The organism is Pseudomonas sp. NFACC10-1 (assembly GCF_900119195.1).
GTDB classification, from domain to species: domain Bacteria; phylum Pseudomonadota; class Gammaproteobacteria; order Pseudomonadales; family Pseudomonadaceae; genus Aquipseudomonas; species Aquipseudomonas cerasi.
On sequence record NZ_FPJB01000004.1, the window covers coordinates 254,514 to 271,920 of the forward strand.

Sequence of the window (17,407 nt, forward strand, 5' to 3'; positions counted from 1 at the left end):
TGACATTCGCTTGCGAACGTCAGTCAGGATTCGAGTCATGCGTTTTGTTTTTTCATCGTTGCTCGCCTTGACGCTGACCTTCATTGGCGCAACCCAATCGCTGTCCGCAGCCCCGCAACACGCCCTGACCGTTTACGGCGAAGCGCCACGCTATCCAGCCGACTTCAAGCACTTCGATTACGTGAACCCGGACGCGCCCAAAGGCGGCAGCATGCGACGCTCGGCCATCGAAATCGGCCAGTTCGACCACCTGATGCCCTTCACCGACAAGGGGATGGGCGTTTCGCAGATCAATGGCATGCTTTACTCCCCACTGGCTACGCGCTCGATGGACGAGCCCTACACCGTTTACGGGCTTGTCGCCGAGAAAATGGAGCGTGGCGCGGATGGCCTCTCCCTGCGCTTTTACCTGAACCCGAAGGCACGTTTCGCGGACGGCACGCCGATTACCGCCAGTGACGTGAAGTACACCTACGAGTTGCTGATGACGCAGGGTAACCTGCAATACCGGACCCAGTTTGAAGCGGTCCAGGGCCTGGAGGTCGAATCGCCTTCGCAAATCCGCTTCGACTTCAAAAACAGCGATAACCGCACCCTGCCCCTTGATCTGGCTTCGCTGCCGGTATTCCCCGAGCACTGGTGGAAATCCCGTGACTTCGCCAGCGGTGCCGGCTTTGAAATTCCGCCTGGCAGCGGGCCCTATCGGATCAGCCATGTGGACCCGGGCCGCACTGTCACCTTCGAGCGCGATCCGGACTGGTGGGGCAAGGACCTGCCGGTCAGCAAAGGCCTGTATAACTTCGACAGGTTCAGCATCGAGTACTTCGGCGACATCGATGTCGCACGTACGGTACTCAAAGGTGGCGCCTATGATTACAACCGCGAGTTTTCGGCGACGGGCTATTCAATTCGCTATGACGGCCCCGCCCTCAGCGACGGGCGCCTGCAGAAAGCCCAACTGGCCAGGGGCGCGGTGCAAAGCTCGCAGGGTTTCGTCTTCAACCTGAGCCGCCCCATGTTCCAGGACCGTCGCGTGCGCCAGGCGCTGTCGCTACTCTGGGACTTCGAATGGACCAACCGGCAGATGATGCGCAACATGTACATTCGCCAGAACAGCTTCTTCTCCAACTCGGAGTTGGCCGCCAGCGAACTGCCCACGCCTGCCGAACTGAAAATCCTCGAGCCACTGCGCGGCGAAGTCCCCGAGCAGGTGTTCGACAGCGTGTTCGAGACGCCCAAAACCGATGGCACAGGCTTCATTCGCGACAAGCAACTGCAAGCGCTGGCCCTCATGAAAGAAGCTGGATGGACGCCCAAGGGCGATGAGCTGGTGAATGCCCGGGGCGAACCGTTCAGCTTTACCTTTCTCAATGCACAAACAGGTTTCGAGCGAATGCTGCTGCCCTACAAACGCACCCTGGCGCAGATCGGTATCCACTTCGACATTCGCCGCATCGATGCCGCGCAATACCTCAACCGCGTCATGGCCCGCGATTACGACATGATTGTCACCGGCTACCCGGTCTCGACATCGCCCGGTGCCGAGCTGTACAGCAGTTTTGGCTCCAAGGTGGCGATGGACCCGGGTTCGAGCAATTATATGGTGCTGCAAGACCCTGCTGTCGACACGCTGATTGCCGGCCTGCTCAAGGCCGACAACAAGCAGACCATGACCGACTACGCCCATTGCCTGGACCGCGTACTGCAGTGGAACTACTACTGGATTCCCAACTACTATCCGCCCGGCTCTTCAACCGTCTGGTGGAACCGTTTCGGCATCCCCAAAATTCAGGCCAGCAACAATGAGGCCATCGAAACATGGTGGGAAATCAGCCCGACACCGCTGACCAATGAGCAATTCGCTGAAAAACGCGGCGCCTCGGCCATCGTTTCGGAGATGCAGTGAATGCTCGGTTATATCCTGCGGCGCCTGCTGCTGATCATCCCTACCCTGCTGTGCATTTTGCTGGTCAACTTTTTTATCGTGCAGGCCGCACCGGGCGGGCCTGTGGAGCAAGCCATTGCTCGCCTGCAAGGGATCGGCGGTGCAACCGTGGGCGCGGGTGCCAGCGAGTCTGCCGGGGCGGGTCATTCCAAAGCGTCCCGCGGGCTGGACCCGGCGCTGATCAAGCAGATCGAACGTCAATACGGTTTCGACAAACCGCTGCACGAACGTCTCTGGCTGATGCTGAAGAACTATGCACGACTGGATTTCGGCAGCAGCTTCTTTCGCGGCGCAACGGTGACCGACCTCATTCTGCAGAAAATGCCGGTGTCGATATCACTGGGGCTCTGGGCGACATTGCTGACGTACCTGGTATCAATCCCGCTGGGGATTCACAAAGCGGTGAAACACGGCAGCCAGTTCGATATCTGGAGCAGCACCGCCATCATCATCGGTTACGCCATGCCAGCCTTCCTGTTCGCCATGCTGCTGGTGGTGGTGTTCTGTGGCGGCACGTCGCTGAACTGGTTTCCGGTGCGCGGACTGGTTTCGGACAACTTCGAGCAACTGACCACGATCGGCAAGATCGCTGACTATTTCTGGCACCTGGCGCTGCCGGTCTCGGCGCTGGTCATTGGCGGCTTTGCCACGCTGACCCTGCTGACCAAACATTCCTTTCTCAACGAAATCACCCGTCAGTACGTGACCACGGCCCGCGCCAAGGGCATGAGCGAGCGACGGGTGCTGTATGGTCATGTGTTTCGCAATGCCATGTTGCTGGTGGTGTCGGGCATTCCGCAGGCGTTCATCAGCGTGTTCTTTGCCGGTTCGCTGCTGATCGAGGTGATCTTCTCGCTGGATGGCCTGGGCCGCATGAGCTATGAAGCCGCTGTGTCGCGGGACTACCCGGTGGTGTTCGGTTCGCTGTTCATCTTCACCGTGTTCGGCCTGCTGATAAAGCTGATCGGCGATATCTGCTACACGCTGGTCGACCCCAGAATCGACTTTAGCGCGAGGAATGCATGATGCGCAGCCTTTCGCCGCTGGCCCGTCGTCGCCTGGAACGTTTTCGCAGCAATCGCCGCGGCTGGTGGTCGCTGTGGCTGTTCTGCGGTCTGTTTGCCCTGACACTGGGTGGCGAACTGATCGCCAATGACAAGCCTCTGCTGGTCAGCTATCAGCACTCGCTCTATTTCCCGGTATTCAAGCGTTATACCGAGCAGCAATTCGGCGGCGAGCTGCCCTTCCAGCCCGATTACCGCAGCGACTACGTACGCACACTGATCAGCAAAGGGGACGGCTGGATGCTGTTCCCGCCCATCCCGTTCAGTGACGACACGCCCAACTATGACCTGAAAACCCCGGCACCCAGCCCGCCGTCTGCAGAAAACTGGCTCGGCACCGATGACCAGGCGCGCGACGTCATGGCGCGGGTGATTTTCGGCGCCCGGGTGTCGATCCTGTTTGCGCTAGTGCTGACCTTCATCAGCGCGCTGATCGGGATCAGCGCCGGGGCGTTGCAGGGCTACTACGGCGGCTGGGTCGACTTGTTCGGCCAGCGTCTGCTGGAGGTCTGGTCAGGCCTGCCGGTGCTGTACCTGCTGATCATCCTGTCAGGTTTCGTCGAGCCCGATTTCTGGTGGCTGCTGGGCATCATGGCGCTGTTTTCCTGGCTGACCCTGGTCGATGTGGTGCGCGCCGAGTTTCTGCGCGGGCGCAACCTCGAGTACGTCAAGGCCGCTCGGGCGCTCGGTCTGGGGGATCGAAAAGTGATCATGCGCCACATCCTGCCCAACGCGATGAATGCGACGTTGAGCTACCTGCCGTTCATTCTTACCGGTGCCATCTCGACCCTCACTGCGCTGGATTTTCTGGGCTTCGGCATGCCTGCCGGCAGCGCGTCACTGGGTGAACTGATCGCCCAGGGCAAGCAGAACCTGCAAGCGCCCTGGCTGGGGCTGACAGCGTTCTTCTCCCTCGCGTTGATCCTGACGCTGCTGGTATTCATAGGCGAGGCGCTGCGTGATGCCTTCGACCCGAGGTCCTGACATGTCGGAAAACCTGATCGAAATCCGCGACCTGAGCGTCGCCTTCAACGGGCAGAAAGTGGTCAGTAACCTGAGCCTGGATGTGCGCCGCGGCGAGTGTCTGGCACTGGTGGGGGAATCCGGCTCCGGCAAGTCCGTCACCGCTCACTCGATCCTGCAATTACTGCCCCGCAGCGGCACCCTGACCACGGGCAACATCACCTACCGAGGTCAACAGCTGGTGGGTGCCGACGACCGCACTCTGCGCGAGCTGCGCGGCAACCGGATTGCGATGATTTTCCAGGAACCGATGACCTCGCTGAATCCGCTGCACAGCGTGGCCCGACAGATCGGCGAAACGTTACTGCTGCATCGCGGCATCAGCGGTCGTGAAGCGCAGAAACGCATTGTCGAGCTGCTGGAGCTGGTAGGCATTCAACAGCCGGAAAAACGCCTGAAAGCCTACCCGCACGAACTCTCTGGAGGCCAGCGCCAGCGGGTGATGATAGCCATGGCGCTGGCCTGCGAGCCGGAGCTGCTGATTGCCGACGAACCGACCACTGCGCTGGACGTCACGGTGCAACGCAAGATCCTCGTGCTACTCAAGGAGCTGCAACAGCGCCTGAACATGTCGCTGTTGTTGATCAGCCATGACTTGAATCTTGTGCACAGCGTCGCGCAGCGCGTCTGCGTGATGCGCGCCGGTGAAATCGTCGAGCAGTCCGATTGCAAATCGCTGTTCAAATCACCTCAGCACCCTTACAGCCGCCTGCTGCTGGACGCCGAACCTGCCGGCGAGCCGCTGCGACGCGACACCCGGGAAACGGTGCTGCAAGTCGACAACCTGAAGGTCTGGTTTTCCCTGACCGGTGGCATCCTGCGGCGGCACAAGGAATACCTCAAGGCGGTGGATGACATCAGCCTGAGCATCGAGCGCGGCAAAACCCTCGGTATCGTTGGTGAGTCAGGCTCTGGCAAGTCGACTCTTGGTCAGGCGATCCTGCGTCTGCTGGAGTCGCGCGGCAGTATCCGCTTTCGCGGGCAGGCGCTGGACGGCCTGAGTCAGAAACAGATGCGACCGTGGCGTAAAGAGATGCAAGTGGTCTTTCAGGACCCTTACGGCAGCCTCAGCCCACGCATGTCAGTGGCGCAGATCATCAGTGAAGGACTGGAGGTACACAGCCAGTACGACCCGGCGAAATGCGATGCAGAGGTCATTCGGGCACTGGAAGAAGTCGGCATCGACCCGCAGAGCCGGCATCGCTACCCCCATGAGTTTTCCGGTGGCCAGCGTCAGCGTATCGCCATTGCCCGGGCGCTGGTGCTGAAACCCGCATTGATTCTGCTCGATGAGCCGACCTCGGCGCTGGACCGGACCGTGCAGAAACAGGTCGTCGCGCTGTTGCGCGAACTTCAGGAAAAGCACGGCCTGACGTACCTGTTCATCAGCCATGACCTGGCGGTAGTCAAAGCCCTTGCCCACGACGTGATCGTGGTCAAGGATGGCAAAGTCGTCGAGCGCGGTGCCAGCCATGACGTTTTCGATGCGCCGCAGCATCCGTACACACAGGAATTGCTGGCGGCCGCGCATCCTGAATGATCTGACCCACAACGAAGCTTCTGCCCGGAAGGTTTAGGAGCGTCTCCGATTTACGCTTGCGGACCCGGCTCGTCATCATCGACCAGCCCCCACTCGGCGGTGCTTGCCGTGCTGCTGCCGGTCGGAGCCGGCGGCGCTGTGGTCAGTGTTCCGACGCCGCCTTCACTGTGCAACTTGAGGCGCAGGCGCACGTTGTTTTGTGAGTCGGCGTTCTTGAGGGCCTCTTCTTCGCTGATCGCACCTTCGACGGCCAGATTGAATAGCGCCGAGTCGAACGTCTGCATACCGAGGCTGCCGGACTTCTCCATGATGCCCTTGAGCTCGGTCAGTTCATTGCGCTGGATCAGGTCGCGAATGGTCGGCGTGCCCATCATCACTTCCACCGCCGCACGACGCTTGCCATCCGGGGTTCTGACCAGTCGCTGCGAGACGAACGCCTTGAGGTTGTTGCCCAGGTCATGCAGCAACTGCGCGCGACGCTCTTCCGGGAAGAAATTGATGATCCGGTCCAGCGCCTGATTGGCGTTGTTGGCGTGCAGTGTCGAGATCGCCAGGTGGCCGGTGTCGGCAAACGCCAGCGCGTGCTCCATGGTCTCGCGATCGCGAATCTCGCCGATCAGAATCACATCCGGCGCCTGGCGCAGGGTGTTCTTCAGTGCCGCATGGAAGCTGCGGGTATCGACCCCGACTTCGCGCTGGTTAACGATCGACTTCTTGTGGCGATGGATAAACTCGACCGGGTCTTCGATGGTGATGATATGGCCGCTGGCGTTGCGGTTGCGGTAGTCGATCAGCGCCGCCAACGAGGTCGATTTGCCCGAACCGGTGGCCCCGACAAACAGCACCAGACCGCGCTTTTCCATAATCACGTCAAGCAGTACGGGCGGCAGAAACAGGTCTTCGAAACGCGGGATGTCCAGCTTGATATTCCGCGCGACGATGGACACCTCGTTACGCTGCATGAAGATATTGATCCGGAACCGGCCGATGCCGGCCATCGAAACAGCGAGGTTCATCTCCAGTTCGCGCTGAAACTCGAGCTTCTGCTCCTCGTCCATCAGCCCCTGGGCAATCACCGCCACCTCTCCCGGCTTGAAGGTTTCGCTGCCCAGTGGCTTGAGCACACCGTTGAACTTGGCGCACGGTGGCGCTCCGGTGGAAAGGTAAAGGTCCGATCCGTCCTGACTGGCCAGAATCTTCAACAGCGCCGGGAAATCCATAATCAATACCGTACAAAATGAAGTAAAAAGACCACGGCCGTCAGGACGGCACGCGTGACGCGCGGGCGTCGCTCAGCAAGAGCAGGCATAATGGCAGCCTTTTGCAGCAGGTGATATTGCGACATGAAAGCCCAAGCCCGCCATATTCTGGTGAAGACCGCCGAAGAGGCCGAACAGCTCAAGCTGCGCATTGCCAAGGGTGAGGCGTTTGACGTGCTGGCTAAAAAGCATTCTAGCTGCCCGTCCGGCAAACGTGGCGGCGATCTGGGTGAAGTCAGGCCTGGGCAAATGGTCGGTGCGATCGATCAGGTGATCTTCAAAAAGCCGCTACGCGTCGTGCATGGGCCGATCAAGAGCAAATTCGGCTATCACCTGGTGCAGGTGTTCTATCGCGACTGAAGCACACGCCAAAAGCTGAAAAACCCCGAACCGAGTGAGGTTCGAGGTTTTTCAGGCATTGACCAGTGTGGCAATCAGTTCGGCGAAATGGCGCCATCTACCAGCACTTGAGCTTCTGCCACCAGACGCTTGAGGTGATCTTCGCTGACAAAACTCTCGGCATAGATCTTGTAGATGTCCTCAGTCCCTGAAGGGCGCGCGGCAAACCAGCCATTTTCGGTCATGACCTTCACACCACCGAACGCCTGATCGTTGCCCGGCGCGTTGCTGAGCACCTGCTGAATAGGCTCGCCCGCCAGTTCAGTGGAAGTCACTTGCTCCGGCGACAGTTTGCTCAGCAGTGCCTTCTGTTGCGGGTTGGCCTTGGCATCGACGCGGGTCGAAAACGGCTCGCCCAGCTCTTCGGTCATGGTCTTGTAGATCTGGCTTGGATCGCGACCGGTACGCGCAGTCATTTCCGCAGCCAGCAAGGCCGGAATCAGACCGTCCTTGTCGGTGGTCCAGACCGTACCGTCGCGGCGCAGGAACGAGGCACCAGCGCTTTCTTCGCCGCCAAAGCCTAACGAGCCTTCAAACAGGCCTTGTGCGAAATACTTGAAGCCGACCGGCACTTCATACAGGCGACGGCCCAGGCGTTTGGCCACACGATCGATCATGCCGCTGCTGACCACGGTCTTGCCGACCGCTGCATCGGCACGCCACTCAGGACGGTTTTGAAACAGGTAGTCGATGGACACGGCGAGGTAACTGTTGGGTGTCATCAGTCCGCCAGACGGGGTCACGATGCCATGACGGTCGTGATCCGGATCGCAGGCAAATGCAACCTGATAGCGGTCCTTGAGACCGATCAGGCTTTGCATGGCATGGCTGGAGGACGGGTCCATGCGAATCTGACCATCCCAGTCGACGGTCATGAAGCGGAACGTAGGGTCGACAAATTTATTGACCACATCCAGATTCAGGCCGTAATGCTCGCCAATTGCCGACCAGTAGCTCACCCCGGCCCCGCCCAGCGGGTCGACACCAAGACGCAGACCCGAATTGCGGATGGCGTCCATGTCGATCACGTTCTTAAGGTCGGCCACGTAGGTGTTGACGTAATCATGGCGGTGCGTGGTATCGGCACGCAGCGCTTTTTCATGGCTGATGCGTGAAACGCCAGTGACTTTCTCGGCCAGCAGTTCGTTGGCCTTGTTCTCGATCCACTTGGTGACATCACTGTCGGCCGGGCCGCCATTGGGCGGGTTGTACTTGAAGCCACCGCTTTGCGGCGGGTTGTGCGAAGGCGTAATGACAATGCCGTCCGCCAGCCCTGAAGTACGGCCGCGGTTGTAGCAGATGATCGCGTGGGACACCGCAGGCGTCGGGGTGTATTCGTCACCTTGCGAAATCATCACCTGCACGCCATTGGCGGCCAGCACTTCAAGCGCGGTGGCCGCGGCCGGGGTCGACAGCGCGTGGGTATCGGCACCCAGAAACAACGGGCCGTCGATGCCGTTGGCCTTGCGGTACAGACAGATCGCCTGACTGATAGCCAGCACGTGCCATTCGTTGAAACCCAGGTCAAACGATGTGCCACGGTGCCCGGAAGTGCCGAACGCAACACGTTGAGTGGGCACCGATGCATCGGGCTGGCCGGTGTAGTAAGCCGTGACCAGTCTCGGAATATCGACCAGTAACTGCGAAGGTGCCAGCTTGCCGGCGAAAGGACTGAGACTCATACAACCTCCACGAAGAAATGAAATACGGAGAAAAAATAAAGACTTGCTGCGGCTGCCAAGGTGATCAATGCCGCAGTTTACTGGCAGTTCGACAGCGCTGCTTGAGTATCGATCCCCGGTATCTGCTTCTGTTTCAGCTCAATCGCCAAAACGGCAACCGACCTCAGGCCATTGACGTTTCGGGCCGCCACCACGCTGGAAACAACTGCTTCACCTTGTGCTCGGCAAAACGGTCATCGATGAGCATGACCACACCGCTGTCACTCTGGCTGCGGATAACCCGCCCCGCAGCCTGCACCACCTTCTGCACGCCGGGATAAAGGTAGGTGTAGTCATAACCGGCGCCGAACAGCGCCGCCATGCGCTGCTTGAACTGTTCGTTGACCGGATTGAGCTGAGGCAGGCCCAGGGTGGCGATGAACGCGCCGATCAGGCGTGCGCCCGGCAAGTCGATGCCTTCACCGAACGCGCCGCCCAGCACGGCAAAACCGATGCCCTGACTGCTCAGGGTGAACCGGTCGAGAAATGCGTGGCGCTCACTCTCGCCCATCCCCCGTGCCTGCTGCCAAAGGCTGATGTGCGGGTGAGTGCGCGCCATCAGCTCGGCGACCTGTTGCAGGTAATCGAAACTGCTGAAGAACGCCAGGTAATTGCCCGGCCGCGCGTCGAACTGCTCGGCCATCAGTTCGACAATCGGCGCCAGCGAAGCCTGACGATGGGTGAAACGGGTGGAAATGCGACTGACGATCCGCACGTCGAGCTGATCGTGATGAAACGGCGACTCCACGTCGATCCATGCCGTGTTGCCCGGTAAACCCAGCAGGTCCGCGTAATAGTGGCGCGGGTTGAGCGTTGCGGAAAACAGTACGGTGCTGCGCGCAGCGGTCAGGCGCGGGCGGATGAAACGCGCGGGGACGACGTTGCGCAGGCTGAGGCGCGACAGAATGCGCTTGCCGCCCGCCTCGCGCCGGGTGATGTCGAAAATGAAATGCTCATCGAACAGCTCGGCGATGCGCGCAAAGCCGATGGCTTCCAGGTAGAACCCCTGCAACGTGCCATCCACTGCCTGCGGGTGCTCGTTGAAATGATCACCGATGGTCGAGATGCACTGGTTCAGGCTGCCGATGAATTTTTCCGGTGCTGCCGAATAAGCCTGATAGGCGCCGGGCTGTGCCTTGTGCAGCGCATTCCATTGTCGATCCAGACGCTGCAAGGCTTTTTTCACCGGTTCCGGCGCTGTCTGAATCAAGGCTTTCAGCTGGCTCTGGTCAAGACTGGCGCTGTACATCTGGCGTGCCCGTTCGACCATGTTGTGGGCCTCATCGACCAGCACCGCAACGCGCCACTGATTGAGCTGACCGAGGCCGAACAGCAGTGCGCTCAGGTCAAAGTAATAGTTGTAGTCTGCGATGACCACGTCAGCCCAACGCGCCAGTTCCTGGCTCAGATAATACGGGCAGACCTGATGCTGCAAGGCGACATCGCGTACGCCCGCCTGATTCAACCACGGCGAGGTCAGCGCCGCCGAGCGAGCGGCTGGCAGACGATCATAAAAGCCTCTGGCCAGCGGACAGGAATCACCGTTGCAGGCTTTGTCCGGATGCTCACAGGCCTTGTCGCGCGCCACCAGCTCAAGGACCCGCAGCTTCAGCTCCGGCGCGCTGTGATTAATGACTTCCAGCGCATCCAGCGCCAGTCGACGCCCTGGCGTCTTGGCGGTGAGAAAGAAAATCTTGTCGAGCTTCTGGCCGGGCGCGGCCTTAAGCAACGGGAACAGCGTGCCCACCGTCTTGCCAATACCGGTCGGCGCCTGAGCCATCAGGCAACAGCCAGTACTGACGGCCTTGTACACCGACTCGGCCAGCACCCGCTGCCCGGTGCGGAAAGACGCGTGGGGGAATTTCAGGCTGCCCAGTGTCGTGTGCAGCGCCTGCGTATGCGCCAGCTCCTGCTGCGCCCAGCCGAGGAAAATCGAGCACTGTCGTTCGAAAAACGCTTGCAGCGTAGCCGCGCTGAACGGCTCGCGAATCAGGGTTTCCTGCTCGCTGACAATGTTGAAATACACCAGGGCCAGCGTCACGTTTTCAAGCTGCAGGCGCTGGCAAAGCAGCCAGCCGTAGACCTTCACCTGCGCCCAGTGCAACTGACGGTGGTTGGCCGGCATCGCGTCGAGTTCACCGCGATAGGTCTTCACTTCTTCCAGCTGATTGCGACTGACGTCATAGCCGTCCGCCCTGCCCCTTACCGTCAGCTCGCGATAATCGCCACTCAACGACAACTCGGCCTGGTAATCGGCGCCGCGCCGCGTGGCAACCGTGCGATGCCCGGCAATGCCTTCCTGCGCCGTGGGTGACGGCGTGAATCGCAGGTCGAGGTCGCCCACCTTGGCGGTGAACTCACACAACGCGCGCACGGCCACGACATAACGCGCAGGCAGGTCGCTGGCGAGGACAGGCTCGGGATCAGGGTTTACGGGGGCGTTCGGGGTCACTGCGCTGGGGAGCCGTTGGTTGTGAATACTGGACAGGCGTCCAGTTAACAACCTTGAACCACGTCTGGCAAACACAAATGGATCGACGGCCTGCCATGTCGAGGTCTATGGCAGACGAGCGTGAGTCAATGCCTCTGCCAACGCGCCCAGCAGCCTGGCAGGTTCACGAGTCCAGTCAGTGGCATAACTGATCCACAGATGTTGCGAGTAGCGGTTCTGCAAAGTGAACAGTTCACCGGGGCTGACGACAATCGACCGGGCCAGCAGCGCAACGAAGACCTGGCGCAGGTCCACGGGGTATGCACTCTCAGCCCATATGCCGCAGCCGCCCTCGGGCAACTGATAACGCAGCATCCCGCCAGTCCGTTCATCCAGTTGCTGGGTCATCGACTGCATGCGTTCGGTCAGCGTCTCGCGCAACACCATCAGTTGCCTGTCCAGACGTCCGCTGCTGCATAACCTGGCGATGGCCCTTTGCCGAAGCGGCGGCAGCTCGAATGCTCGCAGGCAGAAATACTGCTGCCAACGCGCATCCAGGCTCTTGCACAGCAAGTAAGCATAGGGCGCCTCAGGCCCGAGACTTTTCTCGAATCCGCCCATGACCACCAACCGCTGAGGGTCGATCCAGTGCCGCAGCGGAGACTGCCCGGCGGCAAATTGCAACCCGGCGTGACTGTCGTTTTCCAGCACCCAGACTTGATGACGGTTGAGCACTTCGGCGACAGTCTGGCTGTTGTTCTGCGCACGCATGCTGCCTCGCACCGGGTTCAGCAACGAGGGCAACACGGCAAGCCCGATGTCATGGCCGCGCAACAGGCCGTCGAGCCGGACAGCATCAAGGCAGCCGGTCTCGTCCAGCGGCAGTTCGATTACCCGGATGTCGAAGGATTGCAGCAAGCGCAACAACGCCCAGGCACAGGGCGATTCCACCAGTACCGTGCCGCCGCGCAGGCCCAGCGTGCCGAGCACCGCCTTGAATACGCCATGAAAGTCAGCAGCGATATAGACATTCTCAGCGTGCCAGCAATGCACTGCATCGTAGGTATAACGGGCGGCAATTGCCGTGCGAAGTTCTGGCTCACCGCATGGCTGAAAAACCGGGTCCCGCTGACGCGGGTAATGCCTGCCCAGCTCGCGCTCCATTGCCGGCAGCGGATTGTCCTGAGCGTGCAAAAGCGCCGGTTCATCGCAGCCCAGCAACGCCATGCCGGGGCGACGGGCGTTGTCATACAAGGCCTGCAAAAGATCGCCGTCTGCGTCCGGTATCACCAGGCCCTGCGCACTCAAGCTGCGCGGTACCGAGTAATAGCCTGATTTTGGCAGCGAATAAACGCGCCCTTCCTTTTCCAGCAGCGAGTAGGCGCTTTGCACCGTCGATATTGATACGTTCAGTCGCTGGGCCAGCTGTCGCAATGACGGCATTTTCAGTGCCAGCTCGCCCTGCTGCTGGTCAACCAGACGCACCAGGTAGCGGTAGACCGCCTGATAGGCGAAATCCGTGTTGTTTTTCATGCAGGTATCCACCGTTCAACCAGAACAGGCTTCAGAACATTGCTATATGACCGCCGCCGTTTGCCGGTAGCAGCCATGCCTGGCAACCGGATCAGCGTCCCGAGAGCATCTCGGCCACTGCCTGCCCCGTCGCCGGGTCGACGGTCATGATCCGGCGCTTGTCAGGATCGGCTGCACGGATTCTGGCGATGATTGACTGCGGGTCGTCGAAGTTCACCCGCTGCTTGCCGTAAAGGTTGTGCAATGACTTGAGGCTCAGACCGCTGATATCCACCAGCCACTGCATGACCTGATCCGGCGCTGTCGAACCCGACAGCGCCTTGTGCAGATCCGGCAGCGCTACCAGCATCCCTGGGTGGCAACTGCGCAGAAAGGACTCCAGGCCATGGCCATGATCGACGAACGGCGAAAACAGCATGCACACCAGTTGAGTCTCGTTCAGGCCGAAGCCCTCCTGAGCGAAGCCCGATGCCAGCTCGCGGCGCGCCTCGATGCGCGCCCGACCGGCATAAGCGCTGAGCGTCTGGTCGATCAATCGTGGCGGCATCTGCTTTCTGCGCATCAGTGACGTCGCCAGTTCAAGGTATTCGGCGATCCCGTCGGCATAAGTACGCGCTTGCAGGTATTGCGCGGTCAGGCCACGCATGTGGGCCATCAACAAAGGGTTGGCGCAATCGGACTCACTGAAGCTGAACGACAGATCATCGAAGCGGAAATCGAGAAACTCGGTCAGCAGGTTCCAGTGTTCGTCCGCCTTGCAACTGACCAGATCGGCAATGGTAATGAACGCCGGCGAGCTGCTTTTTTCAGGCAGCGTCATGGCTCGACTTGCCGGCGGGCTGTCATCGCCCTCCCCGTACAGCTCATGATAGTAAGCCTGGCCAATCGTATCGATGACCTTGAGCACGCTGGCCAGCGTCTGCTTGCCCCAACTGCCCGAATATTGCCCGGTACGCTGGGCCAGTCGCATGATCCAGGTCGCATACTGACGCTGCTCTCTGCGCGAGTCGCCGCTGACGACCGCATCGACGCCATTGCCCCAGCTCAGGGCGCGTCCTAGAAACTCCGCAAGCCCGAGGTAACAGGTATTGCAAAACGTGGTGCGGGCGTCGCCAGCGGACAGGTGCCCACCCAGCAGCATGTCCAGACGATTCTGCTCACGCCCCGCGCTGGAAAAAGGCAGATCCGGCTCGAAGGCCTGTGTGTACTGACTGTCGATCATCAGCATCTCGACACGCGGGTCGTCGTACAGAAACAACGCTGAATAGGTGCGGTTGATGTTATCCATCACCGCAGGGGTCATGCCCGCGTGACGCCGATTGGCAACCCGCAGGTTGAATGTGCCGGGCGAACGGCAGGCAATACTCAACTGCGCAGCGCGCAGAAAGGCCAGCGTGTAGGCACTGTCCTTGCCACCACCGAAAGCCACCAGCACCTTGAAGCCGGCAATCTGCTCGATGCCCCCAGCCGCAACAATCAGGCGCTGGATCAACAGTTGCAGCGCGGTGCGCTCTGCGCGCGAGAAGTACCCCAACAAGCGTTGCAGCACTTGCTGGTAGACATAATTCATTGCTTGTTCGTGAATAGAACTCATCGTGCGTCACCTGCCCGTCGCTCAAGGCATGACACGGTGCAGACAGAACATTGAACATCAAGCTGACAACTCAATTTATAGTCGAGCATGACTCATTCCCTGAGTGGTAATTACCGACGCATTATCAGTATCTTTAAAACAATTACAATAGACAGTTTGCTTTAAAAAACAGTGCAGTCAGCAGAACATCCTCAACAACTTAAACAAATCGTTTAATTGTACTATCGAACTCATGAGACACGCGAAACGCTTGAAAGCCATAGCCTGCAAACCCTTCAGGCAGGCTGTTCAGGCTTTACCGATGCCCTTGGGGCATCGATCCAGTTACTGTTTCATTCTAGCCCGTGGGAAAGGAAATTTATAAGTCGCCGTGACTGTCAGCGCCAATACACTTAAATAAACAGTCGAGACAGCCCTGCCGCTGCGATGCTCTTTTTAATATTCATTCACGGCTACCCCACTTCCAGAAAAACTGACAGGGGCATTATTCAGAAGTGTTTAATTCGTGGTGTTCTTTTTCGATGCGGAATGCAAAAAGCCTTCCGTTCGGAAGGCTTTTCAATAACGAGCGCTGACAGGAGGTGATGAATCAGACCCCCTCGACTTCCAGCACCGCACGCCCGCCAATCGGGCAGACATCCATGTAACGGTGCGCCTGCACCACCTGCTCGAACGGAAAGCTGCGCGTCTGCAACGGCGCCAATACCTTGTCGGCGGTCATCTGATTGATCTGCTGCAAGGCGCGTTGCAGTGCGGCCTCATCCTGGGTAATGCCCAGCTCGGGCTTGCCGGTGAAATTGCCCAGGCAATGCACGTAGAACTGGATGTTCTTCTGGAAAGCGGCACAGGCCGGAAACGGCGTCTGATTACCGCCTTGCAGGCCATACAGCACCAGACTGCCACGCGGCGCAAGCACATCGCCCATGATCGACATCTGCGGACCGCCAAGGCCATCGAAGACGGCATCGACACCACGGTTGTCGGTGTACTTGTTGATCGCCATCAACAAGTCCTGTTCTTCGGTGACCACCACTTTTTCAGCGCCCAGTGACAGCAGGTACTCACGAGCATCCTCGGTCTTGGTCGCGGCGATAACCCGAGCCCCCAGTGCCTTGCCCAACTGCACGAATGCAGGGCCGGAGCAGTGGCTGGCGTCGGTGACCAGTACGGTTTGACCGGACTTGATACGCGCCAGATCAACGTATGCAAAGTACGCCACCAGATACGGCGTGTAATGCACGCTGGCCTGGACCGGCGTCAACGCATCCGGGTAGCGGGTCAATGCACGGCGCGGCATGACGATGGATTCGCCGTAGACCGGGTGCTGGTTGGCATCGGCCGCAGGAAAACTGGCGACCTTGTCGCCTACTTGCAGATCATCCACACCGTCGCCCAGCGCGGTAACCACGCCAGCCATCTCATAACCCAGACCGGCAGGCAGCCGGGCATGGGTAGATGCGAGATTTTGCCGCCAAAGAACGTCGTACCAGCTGACACCGATGGCCTGAACACGCACCTGCACCTCGCCGGTGACAGGCGACGCGACAGGATGCTCTTCGACTTTGAGCACCTCGGCCGGGCCAAACTGGTGAAAACGGATCGTGCGGGACATTTAGAACCTCGCCTGGTGAACCTTCATGCCACAAACTTTATCCGGGCATTGCCGGCAACACCATCGGTGGCTATTAATAGTCGACATGCCTGTCATCGATTGTGTCCTGTGCGCTGCACGGCGCAGCCAGACAGCGTCTGGGCATCGATGCGCGTAATGGCCGCCATTGTTCGCATGTCGACGAAACATTGCAAGCCGTGTGGACATTCAGTAACCCTCACAGTAATTTTCGCTGCGCCCGACCCGCATTTGCTCGTACTATCGCACCCTGCTCACGTCCTCAACCGACAAATGGCCCGAGATATTCCGCATGAATCGCAACGACCTGCGTCGCGTCGACCTCAACTTGCTCATCGTTTTCGAGACCCTGATGCATGAGCGCAGCGTCACACGTGCGGCGGAAAAGCTGTTTCTCGGCCAGCCGGCAATCAGCGCTGCGCTGTCGCGGCTACGCGGCCTGTTCGATGATCCACTGTTCGTGCGCACCGGGCGCAGCATGGAGCCCACCGCCCGAGCGACGGAAATCTTCGCCCTGCTCTCCCCGGCACTCGACTCCATCTCGACAGCGGTCAGCCGTGCCTCAGAGTTCGACCCGGCGACCAGCACCTCGGTGTTCCGCATCGGCCTGTCCGATGACGTCGAGTTCGCGCTGCTGCCCACCCTGCTCAAGCGTCTGCGCTCCGAAGCGCCGGGCATTGTGCTGGTGGTCAGACGAGTCAATTACATCCTCATGCCGCCCCTGCTCGCCTCCGGGGAGATTTCCGTCGGCGTCAGCTACACCCAGGACCTGCCCGCCAACGCCAAGCGCAAAGTCTTGCGCAGGAGCAAGCCGCAACTGCTGCGCGCCGACTCGATACCCGGCCCGTTGAGCCTCGACGACTTCTGCGCCCGCCCCCACGCACTGGTCTCCTTCGCCGGCGACCTGAGCGGCTTCATCGACGAACACCTCGAGAAACTCGACCGCAAACGCCACGTCGTCCTCGCCGTGCCCCAGTTCAACGGCCTGGCCACACTGCTGACCGGCACCGACATCATCGCCACCGTGCCCGACTATGCGGCGCAAGTGCTGACCGCAGCAGGAGGCGTGCGCTCTGAGGACCTGCCGATTGAAACCCGAACGTTCGAACTGCACATGGCCTGGCGCGGCGCGCAGGATAATGATCCGGGGGAGCGTTGGTTGAGGTCGCGGATTCAGATGTTTTTTGGGGATCCGGATAGCCTCTAAACGAATTAACACCCTATCGCCTAGACATCTACAGCCCCCGCTAAACGCACGAACATAATCA

At 59.9% G+C, this 17,407-nt stretch carries 12 protein-coding genes; 6 read left to right on the forward strand and 6 right to left on the reverse strand.

The window, feature by feature from the left end:
• The first annotated feature begins 37 nt into the window (after window positions 1-37).
• The 4 genes from BT119_RS13475 to BT119_RS13490 are packed head-to-tail and all read left to right on the forward strand — an operon-like array spanning window position 38 to window position 5,572.
• Window positions 38-1,906 carry an extracellular solute-binding protein gene (locus tag BT119_RS13475; RefSeq protein WP_058396233.1) on the forward strand — a complete coding sequence of 623 codons (1,869 nt, stop codon included), beginning with the start codon at window positions 38-40 and terminating at the stop codon, window positions 1,904-1,906.
• Window positions 1,907-2,971: a microcin C ABC transporter permease YejB gene (locus BT119_RS13480; protein WP_072366021.1), complete on the forward strand. Its 1,065-nt coding sequence runs from the start codon at window positions 1,907-1,909 to the stop codon at window positions 2,969-2,971. It abuts the gene before it with no gap.
• Complete coding sequence (locus BT119_RS13485) at window positions 2,971-3,993, forward strand: ABC transporter permease (RefSeq protein ID WP_003435512.1); 1,023 nt, start codon at window positions 2,971-2,973, stop codon at window positions 3,991-3,993. Before BT119_RS13480 ends, BT119_RS13485 begins: the two co-directional genes overlap by 1 nt.
• A 1-nt stretch (window position 3,994) precedes the next feature.
• Window positions 3,995-5,572 carry an ABC transporter ATP-binding protein gene (locus BT119_RS13490; protein WP_046719327.1) on the forward strand — a complete coding sequence of 526 codons (1,578 nt, stop codon included), beginning with the start codon at window positions 3,995-3,997 and terminating at the stop codon, window positions 5,570-5,572.
• Between the two features lie 50 nt (window positions 5,573-5,622).
• Here the strand turns inward: BT119_RS13490 and BT119_RS13495 are convergent, their stop codons facing one another.
• On the reverse strand, window positions 5,623-6,792 hold the full coding sequence (locus BT119_RS13495; protein WP_044307970.1) for a PilT/PilU family type 4a pilus ATPase: 1,170 nt from the start codon (window positions 6,790-6,792) through the stop codon (window positions 5,623-5,625).
• A gap of 123 nt (window positions 6,793-6,915) precedes the next feature.
• On the opposite strand from BT119_RS13495, the gene BT119_RS13500 reads away from it, so the two are divergent.
• Complete coding sequence (locus tag BT119_RS13500) at window positions 6,916-7,191, forward strand: peptidylprolyl isomerase (RefSeq protein WP_002553334.1); 276 nt, start codon at window positions 6,916-6,918, stop codon at window positions 7,189-7,191.
• Between the two features lie 74 nt (window positions 7,192-7,265).
• Here BT119_RS13500 and pgm read toward each other — a convergent pair whose 3' ends face one another.
• From pgm to BT119_RS13525, 5 genes are all read right to left on the reverse strand, one after another.
• Window positions 7,266-8,912, reverse strand: a complete 1,647-nt coding sequence (gene pgm / locus BT119_RS13505) for a phosphoglucomutase (alpha-D-glucose-1,6-bisphosphate-dependent) (protein WP_060707879.1) — start codon at window positions 8,910-8,912, stop codon at window positions 7,266-7,268.
• 163 nt (window positions 8,913-9,075) lie between these two features.
• Complete coding sequence (locus BT119_RS13510; RefSeq protein ID WP_072366023.1) at window positions 9,076-11,403, reverse strand: ATP-dependent DNA helicase; 2,328 nt, start codon at window positions 11,401-11,403, stop codon at window positions 9,076-9,078.
• A gap of 105 nt (window positions 11,404-11,508) precedes the next feature.
• Entirely contained in the window at window positions 11,509-12,915 is a 1,407-nt protein-coding gene (locus tag BT119_RS13515; RefSeq protein ID WP_054080991.1) for an aminotransferase-like domain-containing protein, read from the reverse strand.
• Between the two features lie 91 nt (window positions 12,916-13,006).
• Window positions 13,007-14,509 carry a hypothetical protein gene (locus tag BT119_RS13520; protein ID WP_072366025.1) on the reverse strand — a complete coding sequence of 501 codons (1,503 nt, stop codon included), beginning with the start codon at window positions 14,507-14,509 and terminating at the stop codon, window positions 13,007-13,009.
• A gap of 589 nt (window positions 14,510-15,098) precedes the next feature.
• On the reverse strand, window positions 15,099-16,121 hold the full coding sequence (locus BT119_RS13525; protein ID WP_003435530.1) for a zinc-dependent alcohol dehydrogenase family protein: 1,023 nt from the start codon (window positions 16,119-16,121) through the stop codon (window positions 15,099-15,101).
• Window positions 16,122-16,431: 310 nt separating this feature from the next.
• Between BT119_RS13525 and BT119_RS13530 the strand changes: the two genes are divergently transcribed.
• The gene (locus BT119_RS13530) at window positions 16,432-17,346 is read left to right on the forward strand and encodes a LysR family transcriptional regulator (protein ID WP_003347707.1); all 915 of its coding nucleotides are present in this window, start codon (window positions 16,432-16,434) and stop codon (window positions 17,344-17,346) included.
• Window positions 17,347-17,407 lie beyond the last annotated feature (61 nt).

Coding starts and splice junctions, on each gene's coding strand:
- BT119_RS13475 (WP_058396233.1), top strand. CDS start 38: ATGCGTTTTGTTTTTTCATCGTTGCTCGCCTTGACGCTGACCTTCATT.
- BT119_RS13480 (WP_072366021.1), top strand. CDS start 1,907: ATGCTCGGTTATATCCTGCGGCGCCTGCTGCTGATCATCCCTACCCTG.
- BT119_RS13485 (WP_003435512.1), top strand. CDS start 2,971: ATGCGCAGCCTTTCGCCGCTGGCCCGTCGTCGCCTGGAACGTTTTCGC.
- BT119_RS13490 (WP_046719327.1), top strand. CDS start 3,995: ATGTCGGAAAACCTGATCGAAATCCGCGACCTGAGCGTCGCCTTCAAC.
- BT119_RS13495 (WP_044307970.1), bottom strand. CDS start 6,792: ATGGATTTCCCGGCGCTGTTGAAGATTCTGGCCAGTCAGGACGGATCG.
- BT119_RS13500 (WP_002553334.1), top strand. CDS start 6,916: ATGAAAGCCCAAGCCCGCCATATTCTGGTGAAGACCGCCGAAGAGGCC.
- pgm (WP_060707879.1), bottom strand. CDS start 8,912: ATGAGTCTCAGTCCTTTCGCCGGCAAGCTGGCACCTTCGCAGTTACTG.
- BT119_RS13515 (WP_054080991.1), bottom strand. CDS start 12,915: ATGAAAAACAACACGGATTTCGCCTATCAGGCGGTCTACCGCTACCTG.
- BT119_RS13520 (WP_072366025.1), bottom strand. CDS start 14,509: ATGAGTTCTATTCACGAACAAGCAATGAATTATGTCTACCAGCAAGTG.
- BT119_RS13525 (WP_003435530.1), bottom strand. CDS start 16,121: ATGTCCCGCACGATCCGTTTTCACCAGTTTGGCCCGGCCGAGGTGCTC.
- BT119_RS13530 (WP_003347707.1), top strand. CDS start 16,432: ATGAATCGCAACGACCTGCGTCGCGTCGACCTCAACTTGCTCATCGTT.